This window comes from Gammaproteobacteria bacterium (assembly GCA_029881255.1).
GTDB lineage: Bacteria > Pseudomonadota > Gammaproteobacteria > S012-40 > S012-40 > JAOUMY01.
Map to the genome: position 1 here is coordinate 1 of JAOUMY010000006.1, position 24,900 is coordinate 24,900.

General features: G+C 46.3%; 28 protein-coding genes. 15 read left to right on the forward strand and 13 right to left on the reverse strand.

Going from position 1 to position 24,900, the window contains the following annotated elements; all coding sequences use genetic code 11:
* Positions 1-87: 87 nt before the first annotated feature.
* Positions 88-2,973, forward strand: coding sequence for a right-handed parallel beta-helix repeat-containing protein (locus OEZ43_12560; protein ID MDH5546418.1), 2,886 nt, complete (start codon positions 88-90; stop codon positions 2,971-2,973).
* A gap of 111 nt (positions 2,974-3,084) precedes the next feature.
* Here OEZ43_12560 and OEZ43_12565 read toward each other — a convergent pair whose 3' ends face one another.
* Complete coding sequence (locus OEZ43_12565) at positions 3,085-4,125, reverse strand: GGDEF domain-containing protein (GenBank protein ID MDH5546419.1); 1,041 nt, start codon at positions 4,123-4,125, stop codon at positions 3,085-3,087.
* 480 nt (positions 4,126-4,605) lie between these two features.
* Positions 4,606-5,781, reverse strand: coding sequence for an SAM-dependent methyltransferase (locus tag OEZ43_12570; protein ID MDH5546420.1), 1,176 nt, complete (start codon positions 5,779-5,781; stop codon positions 4,606-4,608).
* A 315-nt stretch (positions 5,782-6,096) separates the two neighbouring features.
* Between OEZ43_12570 and OEZ43_12575 the strand changes: the two genes are divergently transcribed.
* A complete protein-coding gene (locus OEZ43_12575) occupies positions 6,097-6,462 on the forward strand; it encodes a YajD family HNH nuclease (GenBank protein MDH5546421.1) in 366 nt (121 codons plus the stop codon).
* A 105-nt stretch (positions 6,463-6,567) separates the two neighbouring features.
* Here the strand turns inward: OEZ43_12575 and OEZ43_12580 are convergent, their stop codons facing one another.
* The 4 genes from OEZ43_12580 to OEZ43_12595 all read right to left on the reverse strand — a co-directional run bounded on the left by OEZ43_12580 (position 6,568) and on the right by OEZ43_12595 (position 9,190).
* Positions 6,568-7,431 (reverse strand): hypothetical protein, encoded by an 864-nt coding sequence (locus OEZ43_12580; protein MDH5546422.1) that lies wholly within the window; start codon positions 7,429-7,431, stop codon positions 6,568-6,570.
* A gap of 342 nt (positions 7,432-7,773) precedes the next feature.
* On the reverse strand, positions 7,774-7,995 hold the full coding sequence (locus OEZ43_12585) for a hypothetical protein (GenBank protein MDH5546423.1): 222 nt from the start codon (positions 7,993-7,995) through the stop codon (positions 7,774-7,776).
* 15 nt (positions 7,996-8,010) lie between these two features.
* Positions 8,011-8,142 carry a hypothetical protein gene (locus OEZ43_12590; GenBank protein ID MDH5546424.1) on the reverse strand — a complete coding sequence of 44 codons (132 nt, stop codon included), beginning with the start codon at positions 8,140-8,142 and terminating at the stop codon, positions 8,011-8,013.
* A 148-nt stretch (positions 8,143-8,290) separates the two neighbouring features.
* Positions 8,291-9,190: a LysR family transcriptional regulator gene (locus tag OEZ43_12595; GenBank protein MDH5546425.1), complete on the reverse strand. Its 900-nt coding sequence runs from the start codon at positions 9,188-9,190 to the stop codon at positions 8,291-8,293.
* 93 nt (positions 9,191-9,283) lie between these two features.
* Between OEZ43_12595 and OEZ43_12600 the strand changes: the two genes are divergently transcribed.
* Complete coding sequence (locus OEZ43_12600; protein MDH5546426.1) at positions 9,284-9,724, forward strand: hypothetical protein; 441 nt, start codon at positions 9,284-9,286, stop codon at positions 9,722-9,724.
* A 15-nt stretch (positions 9,725-9,739) separates the two neighbouring features.
* Positions 9,740-10,012, forward strand: a complete 273-nt coding sequence (locus OEZ43_12605; protein ID MDH5546427.1) for a DUF1971 domain-containing protein — start codon at positions 9,740-9,742, stop codon at positions 10,010-10,012.
* A 164-nt stretch (positions 10,013-10,176) separates the two neighbouring features.
* Here the strand turns inward: OEZ43_12605 and OEZ43_12610 are convergent, their stop codons facing one another.
* Complete coding sequence (locus OEZ43_12610; GenBank protein MDH5546428.1) at positions 10,177-11,091, reverse strand: hypothetical protein; 915 nt, start codon at positions 11,089-11,091, stop codon at positions 10,177-10,179.
* 123 nt (positions 11,092-11,214) lie between these two features.
* Positions 11,215-12,729: an ethylbenzene dehydrogenase-related protein gene (locus OEZ43_12615; GenBank protein MDH5546429.1), complete on the reverse strand. Its 1,515-nt coding sequence runs from the start codon at positions 12,727-12,729 to the stop codon at positions 11,215-11,217.
* A 236-nt stretch (positions 12,730-12,965) separates the two neighbouring features.
* Between OEZ43_12615 and OEZ43_12620 the strand changes: the two genes are divergently transcribed.
* Positions 12,966-14,777: a PAS domain-containing sensor histidine kinase gene (locus OEZ43_12620; GenBank protein MDH5546430.1), complete on the forward strand. Its 1,812-nt coding sequence runs from the start codon at positions 12,966-12,968 to the stop codon at positions 14,775-14,777.
* Between the two features lie 205 nt (positions 14,778-14,982).
* Here the strand turns inward: OEZ43_12620 and OEZ43_12625 are convergent, their stop codons facing one another.
* Positions 14,983-15,669, reverse strand: coding sequence for a helix-turn-helix transcriptional regulator (locus tag OEZ43_12625; GenBank protein ID MDH5546431.1), 687 nt, complete (start codon positions 15,667-15,669; stop codon positions 14,983-14,985).
* Between the two features lie 155 nt (positions 15,670-15,824).
* Between OEZ43_12625 and OEZ43_12630 the strand changes: the two genes are divergently transcribed.
* From OEZ43_12630 to OEZ43_12660, 7 genes are all read left to right on the forward strand, one after another.
* Positions 15,825-16,001, forward strand: a complete 177-nt coding sequence (locus OEZ43_12630) for a hypothetical protein (GenBank protein ID MDH5546432.1) — start codon at positions 15,825-15,827, stop codon at positions 15,999-16,001.
* A complete protein-coding gene (locus tag OEZ43_12635; GenBank protein ID MDH5546433.1) occupies positions 15,982-16,401 on the forward strand; it encodes a hypothetical protein in 420 nt (139 codons plus the stop codon). The genes OEZ43_12630 and OEZ43_12635 overlap by 20 nt, the downstream gene beginning before the upstream one ends.
* Positions 16,402-16,440: 39 nt before the next feature.
* Entirely contained in the window at positions 16,441-17,220 is a 780-nt protein-coding gene (locus tag OEZ43_12640; protein ID MDH5546434.1) for an NnrU family protein, read from the forward strand.
* Positions 17,221-17,361: 141 nt separating this feature from the next.
* Positions 17,362-17,820, forward strand: a complete 459-nt coding sequence (locus OEZ43_12645; GenBank protein ID MDH5546435.1) for an isoprenylcysteine carboxylmethyltransferase family protein — start codon at positions 17,362-17,364, stop codon at positions 17,818-17,820.
* A 185-nt stretch (positions 17,821-18,005) separates the two neighbouring features.
* Positions 18,006-18,356, forward strand: a complete 351-nt coding sequence (locus OEZ43_12650) for a hypothetical protein (GenBank protein MDH5546436.1) — start codon at positions 18,006-18,008, stop codon at positions 18,354-18,356.
* Positions 18,357-18,455: 99 nt separating this feature from the next.
* Positions 18,456-19,664 carry a hypothetical protein gene (locus tag OEZ43_12655; protein ID MDH5546437.1) on the forward strand — a complete coding sequence of 403 codons (1,209 nt, stop codon included), beginning with the start codon at positions 18,456-18,458 and terminating at the stop codon, positions 19,662-19,664.
* Positions 19,665-19,785: 121 nt separating this feature from the next.
* Positions 19,786-20,532, forward strand: coding sequence for a ceramidase (locus tag OEZ43_12660; GenBank protein MDH5546438.1), 747 nt, complete (start codon positions 19,786-19,788; stop codon positions 20,530-20,532).
* Positions 20,533-20,554: 22 nt separating this feature from the next.
* Here the strand turns inward: OEZ43_12660 and OEZ43_12665 are convergent, their stop codons facing one another.
* Both OEZ43_12665 and OEZ43_12670 read right to left on the reverse strand, forming a co-directional pair.
* Positions 20,555-20,791, reverse strand: coding sequence for a DUF1059 domain-containing protein (locus OEZ43_12665; GenBank protein ID MDH5546439.1), 237 nt, complete (start codon positions 20,789-20,791; stop codon positions 20,555-20,557).
* Positions 20,792-20,859: 68 nt separating this feature from the next.
* The gene (locus tag OEZ43_12670; protein MDH5546440.1) at positions 20,860-21,411 is read right to left on the reverse strand and encodes a DUF2799 domain-containing protein; all 552 of its coding nucleotides are present in this window, start codon (positions 21,409-21,411) and stop codon (positions 20,860-20,862) included.
* A gap of 852 nt (positions 21,412-22,263) precedes the next feature.
* Here OEZ43_12670 and OEZ43_12675 point away from each other — a divergent pair.
* Positions 22,264-22,398 carry a hypothetical protein gene (locus OEZ43_12675; GenBank protein ID MDH5546441.1) on the forward strand — a complete coding sequence of 45 codons (135 nt, stop codon included), beginning with the start codon at positions 22,264-22,266 and terminating at the stop codon, positions 22,396-22,398.
* 159 nt (positions 22,399-22,557) lie between these two features.
* A complete protein-coding gene (locus OEZ43_12680; GenBank protein ID MDH5546442.1) occupies positions 22,558-22,839 on the forward strand; it encodes a hypothetical protein in 282 nt (93 codons plus the stop codon).
* Here OEZ43_12680 and OEZ43_12685 read toward each other — a convergent pair.
* Positions 22,836-23,576, reverse strand: coding sequence for an LEA type 2 family protein (locus OEZ43_12685; GenBank protein ID MDH5546443.1), 741 nt, complete (start codon positions 23,574-23,576; stop codon positions 22,836-22,838). The two genes, OEZ43_12680 and OEZ43_12685, sit on opposite strands and share 4 nt — an antisense overlap.
* Before the next feature lie 124 nt (positions 23,577-23,700).
* Here OEZ43_12685 and OEZ43_12690 point away from each other — a divergent pair, with 124 nt between their 5' ends.
* A complete protein-coding gene (locus OEZ43_12690; protein ID MDH5546444.1) occupies positions 23,701-23,994 on the forward strand; it encodes a TusE/DsrC/DsvC family sulfur relay protein in 294 nt (97 codons plus the stop codon).
* A gap of 63 nt (positions 23,995-24,057) precedes the next feature.
* Here OEZ43_12690 and rlmJ read toward each other — a convergent pair whose 3' ends face one another.
* The gene (rlmJ, locus tag OEZ43_12695) at positions 24,058-24,891 is read right to left on the reverse strand and encodes a 23S rRNA (adenine(2030)-N(6))-methyltransferase RlmJ (GenBank protein ID MDH5546445.1); all 834 of its coding nucleotides are present in this window, start codon (positions 24,889-24,891) and stop codon (positions 24,058-24,060) included.
* Positions 24,892-24,900 lie beyond the last annotated feature (9 nt).

The following is a 24,900-nucleotide window of genomic DNA, read 5'->3' on the forward strand; positions in this document are numbered from 1 at the left end:
GGTGTTGCTCATAATATCCTCATGGCCGTTGTGAAACGATGAGGGAATTCTAAATGGGGAGTACTATTTAAAGAAGGACGTCACGAAATGAACGGTTACGGTGAGCATACGTTGACAGCAAAGGCCACGGATGCGGCGGCGAACACTAGTACCTCGTCACCATCAATCAAGGTTTTTATTGATTTCACAGCACCTGCGGCACCGGTAATCACCAGTCCAAGCACAGGCTCAACTGTCAACACCGATACGCCTCAGATCCAGGGTACAGCAGAAGCAGGCAGCGTAATACGTCTCTATAATAGCGACGGCTCTACATTAATCGGTACCGCTACTACGAATGCGAGTGGTAACTGGAGCCTGACCACTATTGCGATAGCTTTAGGCGCGCATAACCTGACAGCCACCGCCACCGATAGCGCCGGCAATACCGGTAACACTTCATTGGTCCTAGACATCACTGTCAGTACTCCGGTACCCGATGTGGCCGCGTTGTTTTCAGCTGCACCTAATTGGAATGACTACGTGCGTGCCGCCGATCCTGCAACAGCCTGTGATGGCAGCGAGGGTGGTGCGTATTCTAGCTGCCTGCACGGCGGCGAAAAACGCTCAGTCGAGATCACCGGCTACACTAGCTGCGCTGGACTTAGCGCAAGCGACGCGCTTGGTGTCTTTGACTGGTTCTGTGACGACTCCAGTAACCCGGTACGTATGATCTCCAGCGGGCTGCGCTCGAGCACCTTTATGCAAGGAGCGAGTAGCAGCGAAGCGACAAACAAACTCATTGATACAACTGCACACTTTATAACTGACGGCGTGCGCAGCGGCGATATAGTCATCAATGTCAGCAGCTTTGACTTGAGTACAGTCGTGAGTGTTGACAGCGAAACGGAACTTAGTCTTGACAGCGACATCTTTGTCTCTGGCAATAGTTACAACATCGCACGACAATTCTTTCTTTCCGAAATGATCGACTTTGCCACACTTGAATGGAAGCCCAACGCTGTCACTGTAAAACTTGCGGGAAATACACTTTTCACAACGACCTCAAGCAAGTGGTATAGCAACCCCATCGTGGAAGACAATGATGGTGGTGAATTGGCGGCAGAAGGAGCCGTGTATGTAGTCACCACCGACCCGCTTGCCAATTACAACATAACAGCAAACAAGATCGCGCTTGTTGTTCAACCAGACGTATCGCTGACCGGAGCAGGTAACAGCTCTAACACACTACTCGCTGATTCGCGGAACTTTCTATGGTTAGAAGGAATAATTAATGCCCCAGGGAACCGCGTCGCTGTGTCGCTGTCTTTCACTAAATTTTCTGTACTGAGGAATTTAGAGGCGAATGGCACCAATACGTTAAATCAGGACACCGGTATTTTTATCGTTGACTCAAGTAGTAACCATCTTTCCTTTGTGACGGCAGATAATAATTCTTATCAAGGGATACTGCTACGTCGGTCAACCGACAATGTATTGTCACTCGCGCAGCTAATCAATAGCGCTAGTGGAAATGGTCTCAAGATTGAAACAGCGTCTAGCGGAAATACCGTCAGCAACCTATTCGTATTTGACAACGATAACAATGGAATCCGCATCGAAAACTCATCAGACAATTCGCTAAACAATATTTATGTTGCCAATAGTGGCCAAAATGGGCTGTCTATTTACAAGGTTGACTTCAGCACATTTAGCAACATCACCGTCGACAAAAGCCTGGACTTCGGCGTTCGAATTGATAGCTCCACCAACAACACACTATCTGACGTGCTCGTAAGCAACAGTCAAATCGATCACGGAATTTCCCTGGTCTTCGGCTCAAACTTCAATACACTCTCTCGAGTCCAGTCGATCGGCAACGGGACTCACGGAGTACATGTCAATGACTCGTCAGGCGTGAGAATAACTGATGTGCAATCTTTTGGAAACAAGCGGGGAGTAACAATTACTAGCGGCTCGGGCATCATATTAGACAACGTGATGTCGGCCAATAACTCTAATGCTGGCGTTCAGCTTAGCCAGCTATCCAACAGCTTGGTTTCGAATATAACCTCGGTAAACAACAATCGGGGATTACGCCTTAACAGCGCAGACAACAACGTTATCAGTAATGCGACACTGGCGAACAACGTCTTAACCGGATTGGACCTGGATTACTCACATAACAATGTCATTGGCAATGTGGCTATAAACAATAACGGTGAACAGGGTGCGTTACTGGTCTGGTCACAGAACAACACCTTATCGAATTTCGCCACAGCGCATAATGGACTTGCTGGCGTAGAGCTGCAAACCAATGCGCAAGGTAACTATTTTACAGGTGAACTCAAGTTCGGGAACAACGACACCGTAGGGGTTGGGTATGACTGTCTCGTAGATGCGGAATCGAGCAGCGGCGATCTACAAGACGACACAATAGCTGACGATGCCACCCACGAAGGGCTCTGCGTCGCGACGGGCAGTTCCGACTTTAACTCGACTACCGGTATTGTCCTGACTTCTTCTTTCACCGCAATGGTTACTACAGATACTGAAAACTATTCTCCACACGTCGATGGTGAAATTGACTTCTCCGGCATTAACGACTGGCTGAACTTTGAGCATGAATATCGTACCTGGGGCATTAATCAGGGTCCTTGTGTGTCAGGCCTAACTTGCCAAATACGAGACTGGCGATTGCTGCAAAGCGACAGCGTGTTACGCGCCTCACTTGATCTTCCTTCTCCAGCCATAGGCACTGCCGTGCACCAGTGGTCGAACACGTCGACAACAACGTTTCTACGAAATGCTGTGGAAATTTCCAATGACGGTAGCGGCAACGACAACGGTTTGTGCGAGTCAGACGAAGTCTGCCTTTACACCCCGAACATCGCCAGTTACCAGGGGCATGGCGAAATCGTTTCGCATGGCCTTGTGTCTGTTGGTGGTGTAAACAATGTCAGTCTGATGAAATATAGTACCAATGGAAACTAGGACGATGGTTTGACGACAGATCATTTGATATTGCGCTAAACCTCATTCGTTTGATCTCTATAAACGAAAGAGATGTGATAATAATCGGATTTCCAGCAGCATAACGAGTCTCTAAAATATATCGATTTCACCGGTTTCAACATCAGCTACGATACTACCTTCCTTGACCAGAGTCTCAAAATTGTAGACTGAATTTCGTCCGTTCTCTTTTGCGTAGTAAAGTGCCTTGTCGGCTCGTTCCAGTATGATCGGAGGGTAGTCTTGCTCGGTAATTTTAGCGTAGCCAATGCTTACGGTCACTGTACCCACCATAGGGAATGAATACGTCTCCATGGTATTGCGAAAACGGTTGAGTACGTTCGCCGCTGTTTCCATTGGTATAGGAGCAAGCACGACGATGAACTCTTCTCCACCAAACCGAAATAGTAAATCGGATGACCGAAAACACTTCTTCATTTGTTGTGACAATGTCAAAATCACTTCGTCACCATACATGTGACCAAATTGATCGTTAACCCGCTTGAAATGATCGATATCCAGGATAACCAGCCAGGCACTGGAATTATCATGTAACTGGCGAAGATTTCCTTCACAATCATCTTCAACTTCTTTTTTCTGGTTGATTTCCTGAAGTTGCAGTAAGCGTTTTAGTTTGTGATCAAAGCTACGACGGTTCAACAACCCGGTTAGCTTATCTCTCTCACTCTTATCCATAACCACCATAAAATTATTGTAAATATTGGTAAGTCTCTCGATAATCACATGGTATTTGGATAAGTTTCTCTCACTGACTAACGATATAATCCCTAGCACACTACCTTCACGAAAAATCGGGTAGATCAATCTATAGCGACCACCCTCAATTGACATATTCACAGGCTTAACCGTTTTTGCACATTGCTGTATTGCGCTATCAGTCTTTACTGGTTTCTTTCGGTCAGACCAAATCAGGCAATTACCCTCGCCAGATCTCGCCTCTACCCGTTCAAGTTCTTCCGCTATGTGGTACTTACCGTTGCGCGCAAAATTCAATAGTGAAACAGAGGAAACAGAAGTGAGATCGATAAGGATATTTACAAATGAACGATTCAGCATGTCGACATCGCGCTGCGAAGTCATATCGATAATATTGTCGAGTATCCTAGCCTGCATATTGTATACTTCAGTGTTATCTACGCGGGATACGGAATTGGTCCGCGGAAAAATATTGTCCGTCGGCACTGTTGTTTGGGAAAAAACTACACAAACTATGGACGACAGACACAATCTTTTACAAACCCAGTGATATTCAATCAAAATCCGAAGGCCTGTTTACCTTTCTTATAACGTGTTCAGAGACGTAATTCTTGAATATACGTAAGATCAATTTTGTTAAAAAGTGAATAGTAAATTTTCAAATGCAACGTTTTGAGTAGGGAAGCAGGAAGAATGGAAAGGATCGAACTGTGATTGTTCCAAGCGTTTCAACAATCTCTCCGATCAAGTTGGCGAAGACGCTTGTTGAAAATACTACGGTAATTGTGGTGGATGCATTTATTGTCTATCCTCGTGAAGACTATCGATGTCACTCCCTGTTGACTAAGTCGCGTTTTACAAAACCAGTACGACATAGAAGATCAACTTCAATTAGTGTTAGTCATTCACGTGTGCCGACACCAGAATATTCCTGGGCGTAATTTCGCTTGTACAAAACTCCGAAACATTCACCTTGTATCCTTTGGATTCAAGAAAAGTCGCCATATCGAACACCATCCACAATTCGATCGCACGTCTAAATAGTTGCCGCAGCAGGCTCAGTCGCATGACTTCGCCTTGCCGCTGCCAGGCCAGTTTTTCTATCGCTTGCCAATCGGTATCCCCAGCCAACTCATCGCCCTCGCGCTGTGCCAGTTTTTCACAGAACGCTTCAAATGACAGTTTTAGCCACGGTTTATCAATAGGTCGAATATTTTGAAATGCCACATCGGGATACTGTTGCCTGCGCAACATCTCGTATCCCAGTTTCCAGGCCATTTCCTTGTCGCGCAATACGAGTTGCGCATGTGGCGCAGTTTCGCTGCCGGTAACAGCGAGGCGCATATCGTCACGACTGAGTTTTAATGCCAGATCTTTGTTAAAAGCTATATAGCTATCATGACGACCAAGATGGTAGCAACAAGGGGCGATGTCCAGTGCTTTGGTCGTCGCTGATTGTGCGCCATGTATCAGTTGGCGATGCAGATCACCACATGCATGTAATGCAAGAACGTGTTTACCGTTAAGGTGCTTGAGCGTGCGACTATCAAGCGCATCCTCGACATGAAAAATCTGCTCCACACCCGCGCGGGCAGACAATCGTTGTCCCTCTTCGCACAAGACCTGATTCCATTCAACAGTCTCTACACGCTGTTGCCACAGTTTTCCAAGAGTGCGCCCGAGGTGGCCTTTGCCACCACACCACTCGAGCAGTGTCGTCCCTGTGTTTGTTAGCGCATGGCTGAAACGTTCGATTTGACGTTTTTTTCGTCCTGGGACTTCCCATCCAAACTGTGCTTCGTTCAATTCGTTAACTGAAACTGCGGACCTGGGTATAGCACACAACACGGTGAGTTTAGCCAATTCAGGAATATAGCGCGTCACCTGAGAAAGCAAAGCAGTAGAATCTTGTCCCAGGCGCGTGAGTGTATCATCGTCAAGACCGAGCAAATATGCGCTAAGATCTGGATAGTATTCACACCACACGGGACGCATCTCCCGATACGGCTGAGGTCGCCACAACTCCGCATGGCGAATCAAAAAGTCATCCAGATCAAGAAGACGTGTTTTCAATTGGGACTTTCTCTAAATCGGAATCGCTATTATAAACCAGCTTTCCTGCCCTACCAGAGCCCGTAGGTAGTCATAGGGCAGTGTTCCGAGAATCTACTCGCTGACTACTGAAAGTCTGGAGCAAGCACTTACCCGCGCCGGATTTCTATTGAGAATAAAGTGCAATTCAGCTCAGAAATCGGGGAGTACACATTGTTCGCGAGAAAATAAGAAATATTTGCTTTTTAAATCAAAACGGTTTAAGAATCCTGCTCAAAATCTCATTTGGACTGATCAGGAGAAGGACGGGGTTTGCCAACCCCTGCCGCTGTCGATATGAAATCAACCGACAACAAACTGGACAAAATTGTTGAACAGGCCCGACGCGATCGTGAGAAACGCGAACAAGGTTATCGGGAACAAGCTCTGAAGATGTTTCCGCACATCTGCGGTCGCTGCACGCGGGAATTCCATCGCGCAAATCTGCACGAACTCACCGTACATCACCGAGACCACAATCACGACAATAACCCACCCGATGGAAGCAACTGGGAATTATTGTGCGTTTATTGTCATGACAACGAGCATCAACGGCAGCTGGAAGCACAGAATGGCGCGACAGCAACTACAAAGAAGAGCACATCAGCCGCAACACACAATCCCTTCGACAAACTGAAGGATATGCTTAAAGGCAAGGAATAACGGTATTTTGCATTGCGCGTATTAATATGCAGCACAAAATACTGTTAATTATTTTCAGTGACACGAATTAAATCAATTGAAAGCAACGCTAGTCTAGAGGAATCATCAAGACTGACGTCGCAGCAACATCAACGCGCCACCAGCGAGAAGGTATAACGTACCTGGCGCAGGAACCGGCGTTGGTGTAGTTCCGGGAGTAACATTTGCAATATATCCCGGACGATCATTTATCGTCGCAAAATTCGCGGCATTCACGCTAATCATGAGTTGCATGGGATTACAGTTTACGGAAGTCATTAACGTGCCATCGGGATTGGTTCCGATAATTTGGGTTTCGCAGGTATCGTATGCCCACTCAGTGTATAACTGACCGTTCGGCGCATCGTCAGGAAGCACGCCGCTGCTGTAATAGTAGTTACCCATACGAGCAATATCATCCACCACGCCGCCTGTCCCGTCGCTAATCTGTAATATTACCTCCGACAAACCTTCGGCATATACGCCATCAGTATCGTTGACGACATTCAGGTCAATTGCATAGTCAATCATTGCAGACAAGACACCGGTTCCATTGACTTCCACTGTCCAGCTCACATATGCAGTCGCTCCACCACCCTGGCTTAACTGGGAAAGATAGATATCCGTCCCCATTTGATTGTTCTCATCCCACAAAAAACCTGCGTCCCAGGTTGGCAAAGAACTGGAACGACCAGTGACTGCCCCTAATGTGCTGGTGATAGTTGGTGTCGTGTCGCCGCTAAACTCGGTAGGATCTGCAACATCAACGTCGAAACCACCTGCAGCGGTATTCAATATAGCTGCGGTTCCTGTATCGCTCACCGAAAACTGGTTTAAGTCCAAAAAAGTAGAACCTTCTACCAGCGGAAAGGCATGTACCACTGGTATGGCGAAAATAGACAAGCCAAGTATGGCAGACTTGTATGCGATAGATTTGCTAAGGTGCGACATCAATCCCTCTCTTATGGAAAACATATGCAACGACATAAAGTGGGATAGCGTGACGAGATCCCTATTCTTGATTTTATGTGCGTAGGAATTGTCCCTGATCGAGGTTTAACAAGTCAAACAGTGATTCCTTATATGCAACTCCGATTAGGCATGACTAAACGTTTTCAATCGATAACTCATCTAGCACAGCAGTTGTAAGCCGCTCAGTTCGCTAAGTTAAATTGCGCGTGCAAGCTGCGCGACATATATCTGCGGAATATATTTGATAATTCTACTGTCAAAGCATCCTGGTCTTATCCGAAAACAGTGGTCTGTCCCCTCACGCGACTCAATACGGCAAGATTAGTAGTTGGCTTGCAAGCGCAAACCCGCATAATGCAACCAGGCAAAATTGTAGACCACATCAACATCCGCTCCACCTTCGACGGTGCGATACCCTACCCCCATAGTCCAGTTCTTGTGCAGGCGATATTGAACAAACATACCAAAATCGATGGCGTGTCCATACTTTGAACCTATCGCATCTATGTCGCTTTGTATGTGCCACTGTTTATTGAAACGCATTTCACCAGCGAGATGTCATAAAGGCACAAATCCAAGATCAGGAAAACTACTTTCCACTGCACCTTGCTTCAAGGCAATATCGGCGTGGCGAATTTTTGCGGTAAACCCCGCGTCCCACGACCACATCAGGATCCACACGCTGCGCATATTGAACACCTTTCAACTATCGATGCTTCAATACAACACACGACAAAAGTGCTATCTAGATAGAAAAGAAGTGGTATTGTCACAACGTGTTTTCGGCAAAAAACTAACTTCCGTTCAGACAAGTACAGAACTTACCCGCACCACTCCGCTACTGAAATAGCTCCCGTTCTTGTTTCGCGCGCTGAAGAATGTGTTCGATAAGCAAACGTGTTTTATTGGGCAAGTTTTCCCGCCGTAGGTAAATCAAATGAAAGGGTGCCTCTTCTCCCTGATACTCAGGTAACACACGCTGCAAACGACCGTTTTGAATATAAACATTGGCAACCATTGCCGGGACCAGGGCAATACCGGCAGCATACGACACCGCTTCGAGCACAGACGTCATATCATTGAGGATAAGTCTTGCTGTTATCGGCACATCAACAGTGTTGCCTTTGTTTTGTAATTTCCAGTTGTAATTAGAAAGACTGCGCGAATACACAATTGCGGGTATGTTGCAGAGATCTGAAACGCTTTCTATTCGATGTTGCTGTAATAATTCCGGGCTGGCACACACAATTCTTGGCGTCGTTGCGAGCGGGCGACTGACCAGCGTCGAATCTCTCAAGTACCCCACGCGTATCGCGACATCAAAACCCTGCGCCGCCATGTTTTGTTCTTCATCACTTAAATTGACATCGAGTACGATTTCGGGAAATTGCACGCAAAACTCAGCTAACCAACGCGACAGAAAAATACGCCCGGCTGTAACCGGAGCCGTAATGCGGATAGTCCCGCGAGGCTGTGACGAAATATCCTGCGATAAATCCTGAATGAGTCGCTGTTCTTCTGCCAGACGCTGACAGGAAGGAAGCAATTGTTCGCCTGCCTCGGTGACCGATAAATGCCGGGTAGTGCGATGCAACAACTGCACTTTAAGTGCGGATTCCAGGGCGCTGATCTGCCGGCTGAGCGTGGATTTCGGAATCCCAAGCCGATTCGCGGCCGCCTGAAACGAACCTTCCTCGACCACATAGGCATAGTAAATCAATGCGTTAGTATCTATCATCCCATTTATGAAACAGATATTCCCAATATTTGCAATTATGGAATTATAGCCAATAGGCGATAATAAGCCAGACGCAACTGAATGGAGAAAGCCATGAACACACGCATTTTTGTCGTTACAACTGTTTTCCTCGCCTTACTAAGCAATGCCAGCCTGGTTCGCGCACAAGATACCTCGGCGGATATGCGAACGCCGATAGAACTGGATCCGGAGGCCAAGGCGTTTGTGCTTGCAGAGATGCGACACCTGCTCGAATCCGTACAGACCATTATGGACGCTGCACTGCGCAAAGATATGAATAGCGTAGTAAGTACAGCGACACCTATGGGCATGGCAGCCATGCAGGCTACGCCACCACAAATTGGCAAGCAACTGCCTATGACCTTTCGTCAAATGGGGCGCGGCGTTCATGAGGCAATGGATGTTATCGCACGAGATGCCAGGGACTTTGGTGAACCGAACAATACGCTTGAGCAGGTCAACGCCATGTTGAAGTCATGTGTCGATTGCCATCGGGTCTTTCGCTTTAAATAATGCAGGAGTATTTATATGAACACGCTACCAATAGACGTAACAGCCTTTCGTAAAACAGACGTATTTGATCGTAACAGTATTCCCGCTGGTCTATTAAAAGATCACAATCTCAAATCTGGGGTATGGGGTGTGATTAATATCCTAAAAGGAAAACTGGTTCTTGAGTTTCTTGACGATGGCAAGATTGAGGTCTTAAGTGCGGACCGCCCAGGCGTCGTTCCACCCAGTCGAATGCATCAAATCCGAGCGCTTGAGGACGTCAACTTTTATGTGGAGTTCTGGAAATAGATACGATTGCGAGAATTGTTTATCACCCACTCAATTCTGATCCTATATCCCTATATGACCGCCCTGCGCAAACACATTGGTTTGCGCAGGGAACCGGGTCAACAGAAAAATGTTCGAACACTGTCTGTTAATTCGACAGGTTTGTGCTTTGCCCTGAATGAATGCTACTTCCCCGCCACCGCTTCAAGCGCATCTTCAATCTCACCCGGCGCGCACATAATGCTGAAAAATGTCGCGCCAGTATCGCTTTGCATCATCGGCAGATGGGGCCAACTTACCGCAATACGAAATCGTGCATACAGGGCCTCGACTTCGTTTCCGTACACCATGAGTTCATAGGGTAAATGGGCCGTACTGCGTGGGTTGTCCTTGTCGATGCGCGACATGATGTATTGATCACCGCTGCAATTTTCTGCGCCAAGACCGACACCGAATACCGTCATCTCCTGTCCACTGCTATCCATGCCCAGGCTCAGACGATACACTTCGCTCGCGCCGCCTTTTTTGGCTTGCAGATTTCCGGCAACCGCCTTGACCGCTTCGTCATGGTTGTCAAAATCGTTCAACTCACTTGGATCATCGAAGTATTCCATCATCATGGTGTAATGATATTTACGCATATCTGCGGCAGTCAGCACTTTATCACCAGAACCGAATTCCCTGGTAAAGCCAAGCACAGTCTTTAGCTTTTCATAGACGTCTGCATTGTCCTCTTTCAGACGATAGGCGCTCGACCAATAGATGGGGTTGGTGTAGGCAATTTGCACCTTACCGTCGACCACGGTTGCCGACGCCCGCATCACCGCGCCATATCCACCACGCTCGCTTTTCAGACTGCGCTGTTTGAGTTGCTCACTGGTAAATGCGATGACTTGTGAGTTGCCATACGGGCTATATGATCCAAGCACCGTAAACTGCGCCTGGGTGAGTTTGTCTTTTGTATTGGAAAGGGCAGCACCCAAGTCGCTACCTTCTTCGCTTGCAAGCACAAATGGTTGTACCCTTGATTCGGCGATTGCCAATCCACTTGCTATCGCTAGATAAAATACCACACACACCAAAAAACCATTGCGAGTCATGCCTCTCTCCTCAAAACTGTAAGACCTCGTTGACACCTAATGCGATTCAGCAACCTGATGCAATAGATATAGTTGCACACTGGCTAACTTGCCAGTGTGCAGTTTCGACTAAACAAAATATTTTTACAATGGAGGTAACGGTGTCGGCGTGTGAACACCGCCACGTCTCGATACGAGATTTGCCATGGTCCCGGCGAAAAAGCCGTTGCGGATAGTAGTGTCATAGAAATCTGTTGATGTCACTGTATGACAATCAGGACAACCCAGGCCTTGCGCTGTCAGCCCGGATGTACCACCGTGAACCTGACCTATACTTGCGCTGGTTTGCGGATCTATATATGTCTTACTGGTATTTTGTCCCGTCAGAAACTCATAGCTGGTGATGCCCGGCAGGAATACATTGAACTGCTTAACAGGATAAGTACTGGTATCACTGAAATTGGGCGGCGTAGTCTTGCCTGATCCAGCAAAATACGTAGCCTGTATATCGGCCTGACTACTGCCGAGCGATATCTTCATGGGAAAACTAACATAGTGATCACGAACGGTGATGAATCCTATGTTAATCGCAAAGGCGATATTGTAGACGCCTCCTTGTGCTAACTGAGTGTCATCGTCATTCATGGTCTGCAATGCACGTTGCACATTTGACCGAACAATTCCCGTTAAGCCATCGGCACTGGTAGGCGTAAAGGTGGTGTTTATCGCGCTGATATCGCCGCGGCTACCCGTAGGTGTACGCAGACGTCTACGAGGAACAGCGTCGCCTTCCTGCGGAATATAGCTGCTACCGACCGTAGCAAAATCAACTGAACTAGCCACACCAGACGGCGCAATAAATTGCGCATTCGTCGTTCCCGGAGCCATGAAAAAGCGATACGGGCTGCTAAACACTTCGCCAAACTTAAACGCATACAAGCCACCCGTCGTGGCCGGATCAAGCACGTATGTCGGACTGCCGTTGACAAGCTCATTCGTCTGATAGGGGCTAGTGCCACTATCACCATGACGACCTCCCGCCAACGGCTCGGACGGCGATTTGGTTGTGACATATTGGTCATCACTCCAGCCGATGGGATTCGCACGACCTAAACGGTGATGCCACAAATCCAGTTTGCCCGGTCGCTCGTCGGGCAAATACATGGTCAAATCAGACGTCGCATCCCATTCAGGCATGAAGCGACTATCGTCGTGACAAACCAGAAAACAGCCGAATTTCTCAAATCCCTGAACCGCATTTGGGCCCGTAGGATCGTCGATAAAAAAAGTCACTCTTGATTCCCAGATAGTCGAAGTGGCATTTGTCCTGCCACGCCGTGCATCATTGTCGATTGAGCTTTGTGACTCACGACGATGAAAACCCTCTCTTTGCCACTGGCCATTAGTGTAGTGGAGATAATCATGAGCGTCGCCCCTATCTCCCTGCCAGGTCACCTGAAAAAACATGGTGTCGTCGTTAAATGCCGCCTGCACAGAGACAGGTAAGGTCAGGGACTTGGTCGAATCCAGCCCAAGCAGCGGCGGTTTAGTCAGATTACTCGTGTTATCGGTACTGGTTTTTATAGGTACCGGTTCACCGCAACCAGACAACACTGTTGTTAAGACTACTGCAGATAAAATATTATTTCGTGTTTTCATAATGTTACACAGCCTCAAAATTGTCGGTATTTTAAATTTCTAATATTGTTTTTTGTAGCGTCTTTTCGCCTAAACTCTTAAATTTCTATGTCATTCTAATTTCCGTAATATACATAAATAATATCAGGATATTGAGCGCCATTTTTCGTCGAGCCTACTGATTTATTGGGGTATATATTCCCCTTGGACGGTCGATTAAGAAACCATCAACTAAAGGTCTCTTTCCAGACACTTTTATGAAGTTAAATCGATTTTTCGTGGCTTTTTCACTATATGTGGCTTGGGTAGTCGGTTTTTCTGTACACAATTACCAAACGGAAAAAAATGATTTAATGGCCGCCCTGGATTTGCGTCTGGTGAATGCCGCGAGAAATCTGCTCTATATCATCCCCGAAGACTTACACCACAAAAACATGCGTAAATCTGATCTATCGAAAGAGCAGGACAGGGAACTGCTTTTGCGGATGAATGAATACGTAAAAGTTAACGACGTCTACTATGTCTACTCCATGATTAAACAAAACGACAAGGTCTATTTTACTGCTGGCAATGGAACAGATGAGGATACCCAGGAACTCAATGGTGGCGGCTATTACTTCTATCTCTACGAAGAGGCGCAAGCGCATATCTATCAATCGTTCGAGGCAGAGCAGCCATTCTTTCACGACACGCAGGATCACTGGGGGAGTTTTCGTAGCGTGTTTATTCCGGTTTTTTCAAAAGACGGGACGAAGTTCATCGTCGGCGCAGATATCCCAACAGCATATGTTGATGAGCGTCTTCGTATCGAATTGTTTTTCACCGTAGGATTTTCTGTCCTGTTTCTCGTTTTTGGTTTGCCTGTGTATTTTGCTTTTACTTCTGAAACACGTTTGTGGGCAAAAAACCTGGAGCGAGAAACGCTTCGCGCCAGGGCAAATGAGGCCAAGTTAAGCACAATACTCAACCTGGCTGTAGATGCCATCATCACAATCGACAGAAAAGGTAAAGTCATATCTTTCAACAATGCCGCTTCCAAAATGTTTGGATATGCCGCGGATGAAATTATCGGAAAAAATGTAAAACTAATCATGCCAGAGTCGTATAGAGACAGACATGATAAATTTATGCAAACGTACCATGATACCGGTGAGCGAAAAGTCGTCGACAGGACTATAGAGCTCACGGCCGAACGTAAAAACGGCCAACACTTCCCTATCGAGATATCGGTAAGTGAAGTCAATCTTATCGAGGGTGAACGACTTTTCTCCGCAATTATTCGTGACTTGACCGAGAAGAAGGAAAAAGAAAAACAATTGCTGCACTTAATTGAAAAATCGCAAGAAGCAAACCGTGCTAAGTCCGAATTCCTGAACAACGTCAGCCACGAACTACGCACGCCCATGCACGGCATACTGGCCTTCGCACAACTAGGCAAGGCTAAGACGGATAAAACCACTCCTCTAGATCAGGAGAAGCTAGAAAAATACTTCGAAAACATACAAAAAAGCGGTAATAGACTAAAAACATTGCTTGACGACTTACTGGACTTTGCCAAACTCGAAGCCAATAAACTCCAACTCAAACTTGAACAGGTTTGCGTTAAAGACATCGTAGACGATTGTGTAGAGGAACAGCGAGCACTTCTAAAGGCCAGACACATTACTCTGTCGACAGAATATACCGCCAAAACCGGAATAACCGAGGCCGATTCGACGAGGCTGTCACAAGTGCTTATCAATCTACTGAGTAACGCCATAAAATTTTCCAAGGAGCACAAGGAAATTCGCATAAAAATACGCGATGTCGACTCGATTATGGATACGAAGCTAAACGCGATTGAAGTCAGCGTGGCCGATCAGGGACAAGGCGTACCACCGGAAAAAAGAGAACAAATATTTGAGAAGTTTACCCAAGCCGGAGAACATACAGAAGAAATCGGTGGCACGGGTCTAGGCCTGGCGATTTGTCGTAAGCTTATTCATGCCCATCACGGACACATCTGGTGCCAGGAATCCGAGTGGGGTGGTGCTGAGTTTGTCTTCAGAATTCCGGTACTCCAACACTGATCAATACGATCACGTGAGGCAGTAGCGCTGGTACCAACCTGACCACAGCATTCGGCTATACATTCCCACTCAGCAAGACTGCGACTTCTCAGACATCGGCATATCTGTTTCAAAACTCAAACTATAAGGGCAAATTTAAAATGACGATTGGGCGTTACTGGTACTGATGTTTGACTACCACTTCAACGACATTTTTCGAAAGCGACTATTGTATCGCTTCGGCTGGAGGTAAATCTGCAAAAACGCTCGGATTCATCCAGCTAAAAATGTTTTTTGTCAGGGCCTTGGGGCCAACTATTTTCAAATCACCGTTGCTAATTGCCTTGCGGTAAGGCAAATCTCCCATCCAGATATCGATCATGGTTTTGACGGTACAGGTGAAATAGATTTCTGATTCCTTACCGGGGTCTTTCACACAGACGTCAACAGCATCTTCATGCGCGATTAGCCACCAGTCAGAAAGGTCTTTGAGGTCTGTGAACTTAAATCGTATGACAGTTTCATTACCGGGAAGACGCTCGGGTTGGATACTGCGTTGTAAATAAAGCATAAGCAATTCGACATCATAATCGTCTTTGGTGATATAGCTTCTGGCCCAACACATCCCCCAGTCACCCAGGGCCTTAATTACCGGCAGTAATTCCTTGCATGACGCTGTTGGGAAGTACTCATATCCCTGTTGACCCGGAATTTTTTTCTTTACCGCCAGGCCCTGATCTACCAGAAACTGCAAGCGCTTGGACAATAGCGTAGGAGAAATCTGCCCGAGCCCTCGTTGAAACACATTAAACCGCGTTGCCCCCATCAACAGCTCGCGAATGATGAGTATCGTCCATTTTTCACCGATGATTTCCGAGGCCTTGGCGATCGGACAAAACTGTCCATATTCCATAAAAACACCTTTCTCCACAGGTTGTAGCTGCTTACTACATAAAGTGTAGTTAGATGCTACATGATCGTGAATATTTCCTCCAGCCTGGTTCCCCTAGACTTTTACCTGTCGGCGGCATAACCGCCAAAACCACATTTCATCAACAGGAGGAAAACATGAAAGCTTCAAACATTCAGGATACGAAAAGACAAGCTACCACAACGCCGGACAGTTCTCGAGAACGCGCCCTGTATACAGTGAGTTGGTTCTTACACGGCACTCGACCACTGTCAAACAACAGCGTCTATAACAACGCAGCTTGGGAGGTGCGTCATGCTAATGCTGGACTATAAAGATGTCGCATGGTGGTACTGGCTGGCGTCCAGCATCTGTCTGTGGTTTGCTGTCACGATTGAGCCACTGGCCTATAACGCGGCATTGGCTATCGGCGTGTGGCAATTGTTGCACTTTGCTATTCGCGATAGAAGCCTGAGCAGCTTTACCGTACAGATCCGGCTCGGTTACCTCAGCGTTTTGCTTTCTGCCATGCCTGAGGGATTCTTCTGGGTGTTGTGGATTCCAGCTATTGGCACTGTCGCGCGGGTAGTGTTTGGCTATTGCATCATGGCACGCATGTTAATGCTCTTACCCATTAATCGTACGCAGGATTTGAACTGGCGCTTTGTACTAAATGCGTTTCTTACGCGGCCGGTACGCGGAAACATCTTACACGGTCTGCCCTCGGCGGCCTGATCTCGAATTACATCATTCATCGAATTTAGGAGAAACATCATGTCACAAGCTATCAATATTGAAGCAGCAGGATTTGCAGCTGAGAATCAAGGTCTATTTAAACGTATTGCGGTCTTCAGTTATGGCGTGTTTGCATACACCGCCGGAGTCGCTGCACTACTGTGGATAATTCTGGCCATGGGTGGGCTGGCACCTGTTGGTCTGAGTGGTATAGAAGCCGGATCTACCGGCCTTGCCATCATTGTCGATACGTTTCTTATCACATTGTTTGCTCTGCAACACAGTGTAATGGCGCGCCAGGGATTCAAGCAGTGGTTGGTAAAACATATTCCAGCTGCCGCCGAACGCGCTACCTATATGCTGAGCACCGGCATAGTCGTCGCCACTACTTTGTACTTTTGGCAAACTCTTCCAGGAACAGTCTGGAGTATTGACAATACATTTGCTCAATATGCCCTTTGGTCGCTTTATGCCCTGGGCTGGGCTTATCTGTTTATAGCAACATTTGTCACCAATCATTTTGAGCTAATGGGTCTGAGACAAGTCTATCTGTTTCTTAAAAATAAGCCTTATACGAGCCTGTCGTTTACTCGCAAGTTTATGTATCGCTACAGTCGTCATCCAATGATGTTGGGCTTTTTGATTGGCATGTGGGCGGTGCCGGTGATGTCTATTACTCATTTCGTACTGGCTGGCATGTTAACCCTGTATATTGCGCTCGGTATCTTTTTCGAAGAACGAGATCTAATCCGCAACTTTGGCGACACCTACAGAAAATACAAAAAGGAAATCGCGACATTTGTCCCCGGACTATATTGACGAACGAGGGCAGCCGGTGAAATACCGGACTGCCCTTTCATTTTTTCGTGGTCATGTAAACTGATTTGGAAAACTGAGGGGCCTATATTACCATTGCAGTCAATCGATATTCATACAACTAACACGCAGGATTGAAAGACAGTGTCGTTGCGCATCAAAACTCTTCCCATCGTATACGTGATAATTTTTAGTGCCCTGATGTATGGCTGCACATTATTGTTCCCGGAGAATAACCTGAACTTTGAAGGCAGTTGGCAATTCGCGCTAGCTGTATTCACGCTTGGGCTTATCCTAATCGCCACAGGTGGAATACAGTTCCGCCGTGCCGGGACGACAGTCAATCCAATGACACCGGGGAACTCCAGCAGTCTGGTGATGACTGGGATCTATGCCTATAGCCGAAACCCAATGTATGTCGGATTTCTACTGTTTCTAATAGCGGTAGCGATTGTCGTCGCAAATATCGTGGCGCTTGTTTTTCTTCCTCTGTTTGTGCTTGCTATGAATTACCTACAGATTCAGCCCGAAGAAAACGCACTGGAGGATTTATTTGGCGAAGAGTATCGACAATATCGGAAACGTGTGCGACGTTGGCTATAAATCTCCTTCCTACTGCTTGGTGCGACGAAAACATGTGGACAATATAGTAATGTATCCCTAACAGGTCGGGCGTAGGAAACTTCAACAACTCTCCAAATTCTGGCCTATGAATCAGTTCACACGAGTCGCAACTCCTTTTGTGCTAGTTTTACTCATCGAATAAAGTTCTCCATAGGAGCAAAATCATGACAAACATCATCACCAAACTCTTGACTGATTACGGCCAGAGTCGCATATCAACGTATGAAGACACAAGCCTGACATCGTTTGACGATGCAAATCGTTCCTCATGCCACACACAGCTTACGCAGATAAAACAGTATCCTTATGCGAATATTCTTATTCCACTCTATCTTTTTACGACGGCAATACTAACGATACTCTCATTCAGCCTGTTTGATATCGAAATACCGACGTTTCACTGGACACTAAATATTCTCGCCACCCTCTTATATTTAGCCATATACATCGGCGGCGGTATTTTTCTGATGGAGAAACTGGAACGAACGATGGTTGTTCCGGCCAACTATCGCTAGCAACAAACCGGTAATAGTGAATTGCTTAACAATACTTGCGAAAAATCACCGTTATCGTTACCTAAACTGGACAAGACACGAATAACCCAGGGAAGCCTCATGCAAAATCTGAACAGACTCCGCCATTCCATATTTCTGTTATTGCTTGGGCTGGTATTTCTATCCGGCTCAGTGCTCGCCGACCACCTAAATGGAAACTATGTCGGCCTTGTTGATGGCGACAAGATCGTCTTAAAACTAGCGCAAAAACAAAACCGCCTGAGCGGAGAGCTGCGCAGTGACAGCGGTGAAAAACTGACGCTTGTAGGTGAAGTCGAAGCAGAAGGAACAGGATTATTCACCATACACAGTACCAATCCGTCCTGGGAGAACATGACGCTACGCGTGGAACAGGGAGATCAGCAGTCATTGGATTTGGTCTTCATGAGACCGGATCCGTTCTTTGGTTTACCTGTGCCGGTGTCACAGGCCAGTGTGACTAGACAACGCGCAGAATCCCCTCATGAACATGAAAATACATCGATGGCCGGCACACCTCAACGGTCACGAGAACATTCACGCAAGAAATCGCTCATCAATGGCAAAGCAATCAACACGACCGGCGTCATTGCTAGTATGGCGATACCCCAGCACTGGAAATATGAATACAACGCTGAAGATGATGTCATTGTCATCAACGACGGCTCCAGCAATATCATATCCATCAAAACTGCTTTGAGCGTCATCGATCCTCTCAAAACACTCAAAAAAATTATAGACGAGTCGAAGTCTTCCTGTGTTGAGCCTGACACCGTCGGGCAATCTCCCGCTGCAATTTGTAGGCAAAACGTAGAAGGAGAAGGCGAAGTCCTCACCGGTATTTTGAATAAAGATGAGATATCGATATTTTTCATTATCGCAAGCAAGGGGACTGCGATTAAAGCAAAATCACACTTAAGCGCTATCATAGACAGCATGGTGTTTACCTCACCGAGGTTTCCGCGAGACATGCACGGTGTTTTCTTAGTACGACATTCATATAGTAACAGCCGTGGAATGGATCCGATGAGCGTCGGCTCACGTTCGACGCTTAGCTTACACCCAAATGGTGAACTTACCCGTCGCTGGCGCATAGCGGGTGGAAATTCGGTCTCGTATTTAGGTGGCAACCAGGATACTGCCGGCGGAAGCTGGGAGGTCAGAGGCACTCGACTGCTTATGCGTAAACCCGGCATAGACGACGTATTCAGCTATAGACATTCGGTGGTGGGCGAAGGTATCGCTCTCTATGGTGCGGCGAAAGAACCGAGCTATTTGATTCGCCAGTAAATCACGGAGAGAACTACACCAGTATTCTGGTATTGCACAGGTTTGCAGGCAGTTGTTGCAAAGAAATCACTTTTAGGTGTTATTATTTGCAATAGTCGACATGATGGACCTATCGTAAACTATGGACAAGTCTCAGCGCATCGTATTGCTGCTAATCATTAGTGCCGTGGCAATCATAGCGACTTTTTTTATCCCGCCAATACCGCAGTGGCCTGAGTACCATCAGTTTGCAGACCAGCGCACTTATTTCGGAATGGCTAATTTCCTGAATGTCGCCTCCAATCTGCTGTATATCATTCTGGGCGCATATGCGTTAAGAGAACTTTCAAGTAGCAACAAAGGCGCTATATTTCAGCGCGACGTCTTACCAGTAACACTCTTTTTCGTCGGCCTGATGCTAACAGGTTTTGGTTCTGGCTATTATCACCTGGAACCTGATAACAACACGCTCGTCTGGGACCGTTTACCTATGACGATTGCGTTCATGTCGTTTTTTACTTATGTGATTTTCACCTGTATCGACAAGCCTTGGGGAAAATTATTGTTCCTGCCGTTGCTCATCATAGGTGCCGCCTCGGTGCTGTATTGGGATTACACGGAGAGCATGGGGCGTGGCGATCTGAGATTTTATGGGTTAATTCAATTTCTTCCCATGGTATTGGTTCCGTTAATGCTGATACTGTTTGGCAGAAGCCTGCCTCGAAGCCGTTATCTGTGGGGAGTGGTTGGCTTGTATGCAATCGCGAAAATCGCCGAGAGCGCAGATGCCGCCATCATGAACATTCTTTTTCTAAGCGGTCATTCAATCAAGCACCTTGTATCTGCGTTTACCGCCATTGCCTTGTTACGGGCCGCAACGACACGCTAATGCAATCGCTATCATTCCCGAATCAGTCTTCAGGCAGGGCATCAAACTGTTTCCGTTTGCTTTCGAACCACTCTTGCATTGCCGCTGGATTCTGCATGAGTGCCTGTATCTCCTGCATGGCCTTTAAATGATCCGTGTCCTGCTGTTGATACATCTCCATGCCATGTCGTTTGCTCAATTCGGCGAGTTGTTCAAAAGTTTCCGCTTGAAACACCTTGTCACAGGCACCACCAAGTTGCTTGCATGTCATAGACTTCATATTTCCTCCTGAAATAGTTATGTACGCGTAAAATTTTCAGTATACACGCCCGATACACTCGACCAAACTTAAAAGCCATGATCTCGATCAATGTTATTCGATTGGCTTTTGATCGCCTTGAGCAACTCATCAAATTTCATCTTCAGCATGGGGTTCTGGAATTTTGTATACATCAATTCCTTTTCCAGTTCACGAACTTTTGTCATCACCACCTGTTGCTGTGCATGAATTTCATTGAAATTTCTTTTGTGTCTGTTGATTTTGCCTTCCAGGTAGGCTCTGGCTATAAGGTCTTTGACTTCCCCATCACAGATCTCGAAGTTGTAAGTACGACCTGCTTCACCGGCTCTACGTGCCTTATCGTCGGTACAGAAACTCATCAGCCCAAACTTATAGCCTCTTTCGTATTCATTCACATCGACGGAAACTTGATGCTTTCCGCAAACCTCTACGTAGTTCAGACTGCGTGAGAGACCAGCGCCATCCATACCGTCTTTCATTCCCACACTATACCAATTGGCATTCTTACATTCTCTTTCTGTCATCAAAGTGCAACTGCTGGCCAGGGTCGCTGACAAAATAAAAACAACTACTTTAGGGTTTAATCGCGTTTTGTGCATTTTTTTCTCGCTTAAACTTTTAACCAGGAATCGACCAAAGCAAAACCTCAACAAGGATAAAAAAGTAATCAAAGTGAAATGAACAACAGCTGACTCAAAGTCACATATAGTGGGATCACCCTTCGCCAGACTTAACACCTGCCCCTTCACTAACAGAATCCAATACCAATAATTTTTCTATCGGGCCATTAATTAAATACGAAAATTCACTAGATGCATAATCGATTTATGAAAAAGCTAATACCTATTTATTGAAAGGTATAGATTGCGATCAATACAACTTTAACCTACCAATGTACTAGTTCAAACCTGTCGTCCATCTATTTGAACTAGGTTGATTTACCGATTATTAGAATCAAACTCTGGCAACAACTCACAGTGAGAAACCCATCACAGGGTTTTGCCGCAAGTATCCAACCGATTATCCGTTAGATGTAACTACATTTAGAAATACGCTTTGGACTCAACTGGATTGATAACGAGAGGAAATAGAATGGCAACGTTTTATGCTGATATTCTGATCTATCTAAAAGAAAATATGCAAAAGAGAGAACGTAACAAGTTTTCTAAGGATATAAATTCAATAACGGGAGTAAGATCCGTTGTCAATTCCGCTAAAAATCCCAAGGTATACATCGTACATTATGACAATATGGAAACTAGCTCTCGGGATATTCTGAACAAAACAATCCAAAATGGAATGAAAGCCTCCATTATTGGCTTATGATATCTGGCTTAGAGTGCTTATAAAAAAATATTGGTCGGGCCGATAGACAAATTTACTTTCCTTTTTCAGGCTTTGCCTTCTATATGTTGATAGGGTAATTCTTCATTCAGGAAGGGATCGCAGACATGGACATGACTCAGGAACGCTTTGAGAAGGACAAACGCTTTATCAACCGTTTTGTTGTCGGTTCAGCCATCGTTTTAACACTTTTAATTATCTACATATTTAGCAATGTATTGTCTCTGCATTTGAGTGGTTAGTACACATTGAATGCTTACCAAGCCGGTTCGAAACACGAACCGGCTTTTTAATTCAGCCACTACCCCCAAATTTTCCCCGCTTTTTCCATATAAAGATCCTGTCTTTAACGCCGAATAATTCTTAGACCCAGTTAATAACAGAATATCGGCGAGGCAATAATGAGCATGCAACTAGCGGTTATAAACCCTGAAGACTTCTCCAAAATCACCACTGAGCGTTTACCTCATCAGGAAATTGAGAGCAAATTGATACTCATCGGTGGGGGCGGCGTGGAAGGCACGGCATTCAAAAACAAACTTGTAAAAGCCGCGGGCTGGAACAAGTTACGCTTGAGCACTTATGCTGGAAATCCTGAGTTGGCCGCGTCTGCCTTTAACAAAATCCGCGAAGCGTTAGCGCAAACAGAAAATGCGGAAGAACTGCTGCGTCTAGTCAGCTAATAGTCGTCCAGCGACGAATAATCAGGCTCGAAAGGATCAAGGGGTTGAAACAGCAACTCGTATTGACCCTCTCGAGTCTGCTTCATTGAAACAATACGCACCGTACTGATCGTTATCTCCGCTTCTTCTTTTGGTTTGCTGGTTTCGACTTCTTGCTTGGGTTGTTCAAACAGTTCAAAGCTCAAGAGTTCATTCACTTGTTTCTTCAAACCCTTGCTAACTTTTTCAATGCTTACCTCTGGCAGTGGTATATCCATACCTAGCTCGATCTCGTAATAATAGGGCTTGGTAAATCTTTTACCGAAACCTGCGTAAATCAAATACTCACCGGCAATCTTTACATTCACAAGACCACTGACCTTGCGCTTTCCCTGACGCATCTCACCAAACAGGGTTGAAGCGGTTGAATAGAGATCGGCATAGCTGATGTCCACGGGCACTGTCAGCACTGTCGTGGTTTGGGGTAACAAAACTACAGGAATCTCGTCGCCTTGAACAACAAGTTGGTCTTTCAGGAAAAACTTGTAATCCGCTTGAAATGTATCGATTTCAGTTTCCCCAGGATTATAGGCATCGAATAGCAGGTCAACCCCGATTCGCTCCAGACCAAGGTCTCGAATTTCGAAATCACGGTAATTCAATTCCGGGTCGACTAGCGTCCCATGCTCAAGCATTTTCATGAAGGTACAGGCCTGCCCTAAAAAGGCGATGGCAAACAAAATAGCTATTTTTCGCATATTCGTTAAATACCGGAAAATTTCCCCGATTGGCTGCAAAAACGTCGCCAGGAACACTTGACCTAACCCGAGTATTTTACTATGGTATTGCCTGTAATTACTGTTGATGGTTAGGAGTACTAAAATGACGCTACCTGATAGAGACGGAGACGGGTATTTGACCGATATGAATGCCTGGACTCCAGAAATCGGCCGAGCGATGGCCGAGGCGGATGGCATAGAGCTGGACGAGGCCAAGTGGGATCATATAATAAAAGCACGCGAATTTTATGAGGAATACAGCACCGTACCTCCGATACGCAAATTCGCCAAATTCATCGGTGAAGACAAAAAGGTGTTGTTCGATCTGTGGCTCACCGGCCCGATGAAACCTATCACTAAATACGGCGGCCTGCCTAAACCGACGGGCTGTGTTTAAGCTATAAAGACAGAGGCGGCGTTCCCGCCTCTTGTTTTCTCGCTCAGATTAACCGATCACCGTTTATTCGGGCACCAGCTGTTCTGCTTTGTAAAAACTCCCCGTTGACCCGAAGAGCTTAGCCAATCTCGGCAAGATCTGTTGCATGTGATTCATCAGCGTCCACGGCGGATTAATCACCAGCATGCCGGCCCCTGTCATCCCTCGTTCATCACTATCGGGCGACACGGCTAGTTCAAACACCTGTATATTTCGGATCGCGCTAGTCGAAAAACGCTGCATTAAATCCTCGATCCGTTTGCGATCGACGACGGGATACCAAAGCGCGTATATACCTGTAGAAAATTTACGATAAGCCTTATCCAGGCTTTCGAAAACCTGCGCATAATCGGATTTGACCTCATAGGGTGGGTCGATAAGCACGAGGCCACGGCGGGTAATCGGTGGTAACAGAGAAAGCATGCCGACAAATCCGTCTTCGTTTTGGGCACGTATGCGTTTGTCCTGACGGATCTGCGCCTGTAGTAACACATAGTCTGACGGGTGCCATTCGAATAACCATTCGCGATCGCAGTCACGCAGGAAGTATTGCGCGATTAACGGGGAACCCGGATAACTATTTAATCCACCGTCTGGGTTAAATGCGGACACCACATCAAACAGTGACGACAATTCCGGCCACTCCGCAGGCGTAAGTCTGGCGATGCCATCAAGATATTCCGCGGTTTTGTTTGCCTGCCCGGAACGCAAATCATATAGACCGGCCCCTGCATGGGTATCGATAAAATGAAATGGCTTATCTTTTTTTAACAGATACTCAAGGATCTCAATCAGCACAATGTGCTTAAGCACATCGGCAAAATTGCCTGCATGAAAGGCATGACGATAACTTAACAAGCACCGTAC

Coding starts and splice junctions, on each gene's coding strand:
- OEZ43_12560 (MDH5546418.1), top strand. CDS start 88: ATGAACGGTTACGGTGAGCATACGTTGACAGCAAAGGCCACGGATGCG.
- OEZ43_12565 (MDH5546419.1), bottom strand. CDS start 4,125: ATGCAGGCTAGGATACTCGACAATATTATCGATATGACTTCGCAGCGC.
- OEZ43_12575 (MDH5546421.1), top strand. CDS start 6,097: ATGAAATCAACCGACAACAAACTGGACAAAATTGTTGAACAGGCCCGA.
- OEZ43_12580 (MDH5546422.1), bottom strand. CDS start 7,431: ATGTCGCACCTTAGCAAATCTATCGCATACAAGTCTGCCATACTTGGC.
- OEZ43_12585 (MDH5546423.1), bottom strand. CDS start 7,995: ATGCGTTTCAATAAACAGTGGCACATACAAAGCGACATAGATGCGATA.
- OEZ43_12590 (MDH5546424.1), bottom strand. CDS start 8,142: ATGCGCAGCGTGTGGATCCTGATGTGGTCGTGGGACGCGGGGTTTACC.
- OEZ43_12595 (MDH5546425.1), bottom strand. CDS start 9,190: ATGATAGATACTAACGCATTGATTTACTATGCCTATGTGGTCGAGGAA.
- OEZ43_12600 (MDH5546426.1), top strand. CDS start 9,284: ATGAACACACGCATTTTTGTCGTTACAACTGTTTTCCTCGCCTTACTA.
- OEZ43_12605 (MDH5546427.1), top strand. CDS start 9,740: ATGAACACGCTACCAATAGACGTAACAGCCTTTCGTAAAACAGACGTA.
- OEZ43_12610 (MDH5546428.1), bottom strand. CDS start 11,091: ATGACTCGCAATGGTTTTTTGGTGTGTGTGGTATTTTATCTAGCGATA.
- OEZ43_12615 (MDH5546429.1), bottom strand. CDS start 12,729: ATGAAAACACGAAATAATATTTTATCTGCAGTAGTCTTAACAACAGTG.
- OEZ43_12620 (MDH5546430.1), top strand. CDS start 12,966: ATGAAGTTAAATCGATTTTTCGTGGCTTTTTCACTATATGTGGCTTGG.
- OEZ43_12625 (MDH5546431.1), bottom strand. CDS start 15,669: ATGGAATATGGACAGTTTTGTCCGATCGCCAAGGCCTCGGAAATCATC.
- OEZ43_12630 (MDH5546432.1), top strand. CDS start 15,825: ATGAAAGCTTCAAACATTCAGGATACGAAAAGACAAGCTACCACAACG.
- OEZ43_12635 (MDH5546433.1), top strand. CDS start 15,982: ATGCTAATGCTGGACTATAAAGATGTCGCATGGTGGTACTGGCTGGCG.
- OEZ43_12640 (MDH5546434.1), top strand. CDS start 16,441: ATGTCACAAGCTATCAATATTGAAGCAGCAGGATTTGCAGCTGAGAAT.
- OEZ43_12650 (MDH5546436.1), top strand. CDS start 18,006: ATGACAAACATCATCACCAAACTCTTGACTGATTACGGCCAGAGTCGC.
- OEZ43_12655 (MDH5546437.1), top strand. CDS start 18,456: ATGCAAAATCTGAACAGACTCCGCCATTCCATATTTCTGTTATTGCTT.
- OEZ43_12660 (MDH5546438.1), top strand. CDS start 19,786: ATGGACAAGTCTCAGCGCATCGTATTGCTGCTAATCATTAGTGCCGTG.
- OEZ43_12665 (MDH5546439.1), bottom strand. CDS start 20,791: ATGAAGTCTATGACATGCAAGCAACTTGGTGGTGCCTGTGACAAGGTG.
- OEZ43_12670 (MDH5546440.1), bottom strand. CDS start 21,411: ATGCACAAAACGCGATTAAACCCTAAAGTAGTTGTTTTTATTTTGTCA.
- OEZ43_12675 (MDH5546441.1), top strand. CDS start 22,264: ATGGACATGACTCAGGAACGCTTTGAGAAGGACAAACGCTTTATCAAC.
- OEZ43_12680 (MDH5546442.1), top strand. CDS start 22,558: ATGAGCATGCAACTAGCGGTTATAAACCCTGAAGACTTCTCCAAAATC.
- OEZ43_12685 (MDH5546443.1), bottom strand. CDS start 23,576: ATGCGAAAAATAGCTATTTTGTTTGCCATCGCCTTTTTAGGGCAGGCC.
- OEZ43_12690 (MDH5546444.1), top strand. CDS start 23,701: ATGACGCTACCTGATAGAGACGGAGACGGGTATTTGACCGATATGAAT.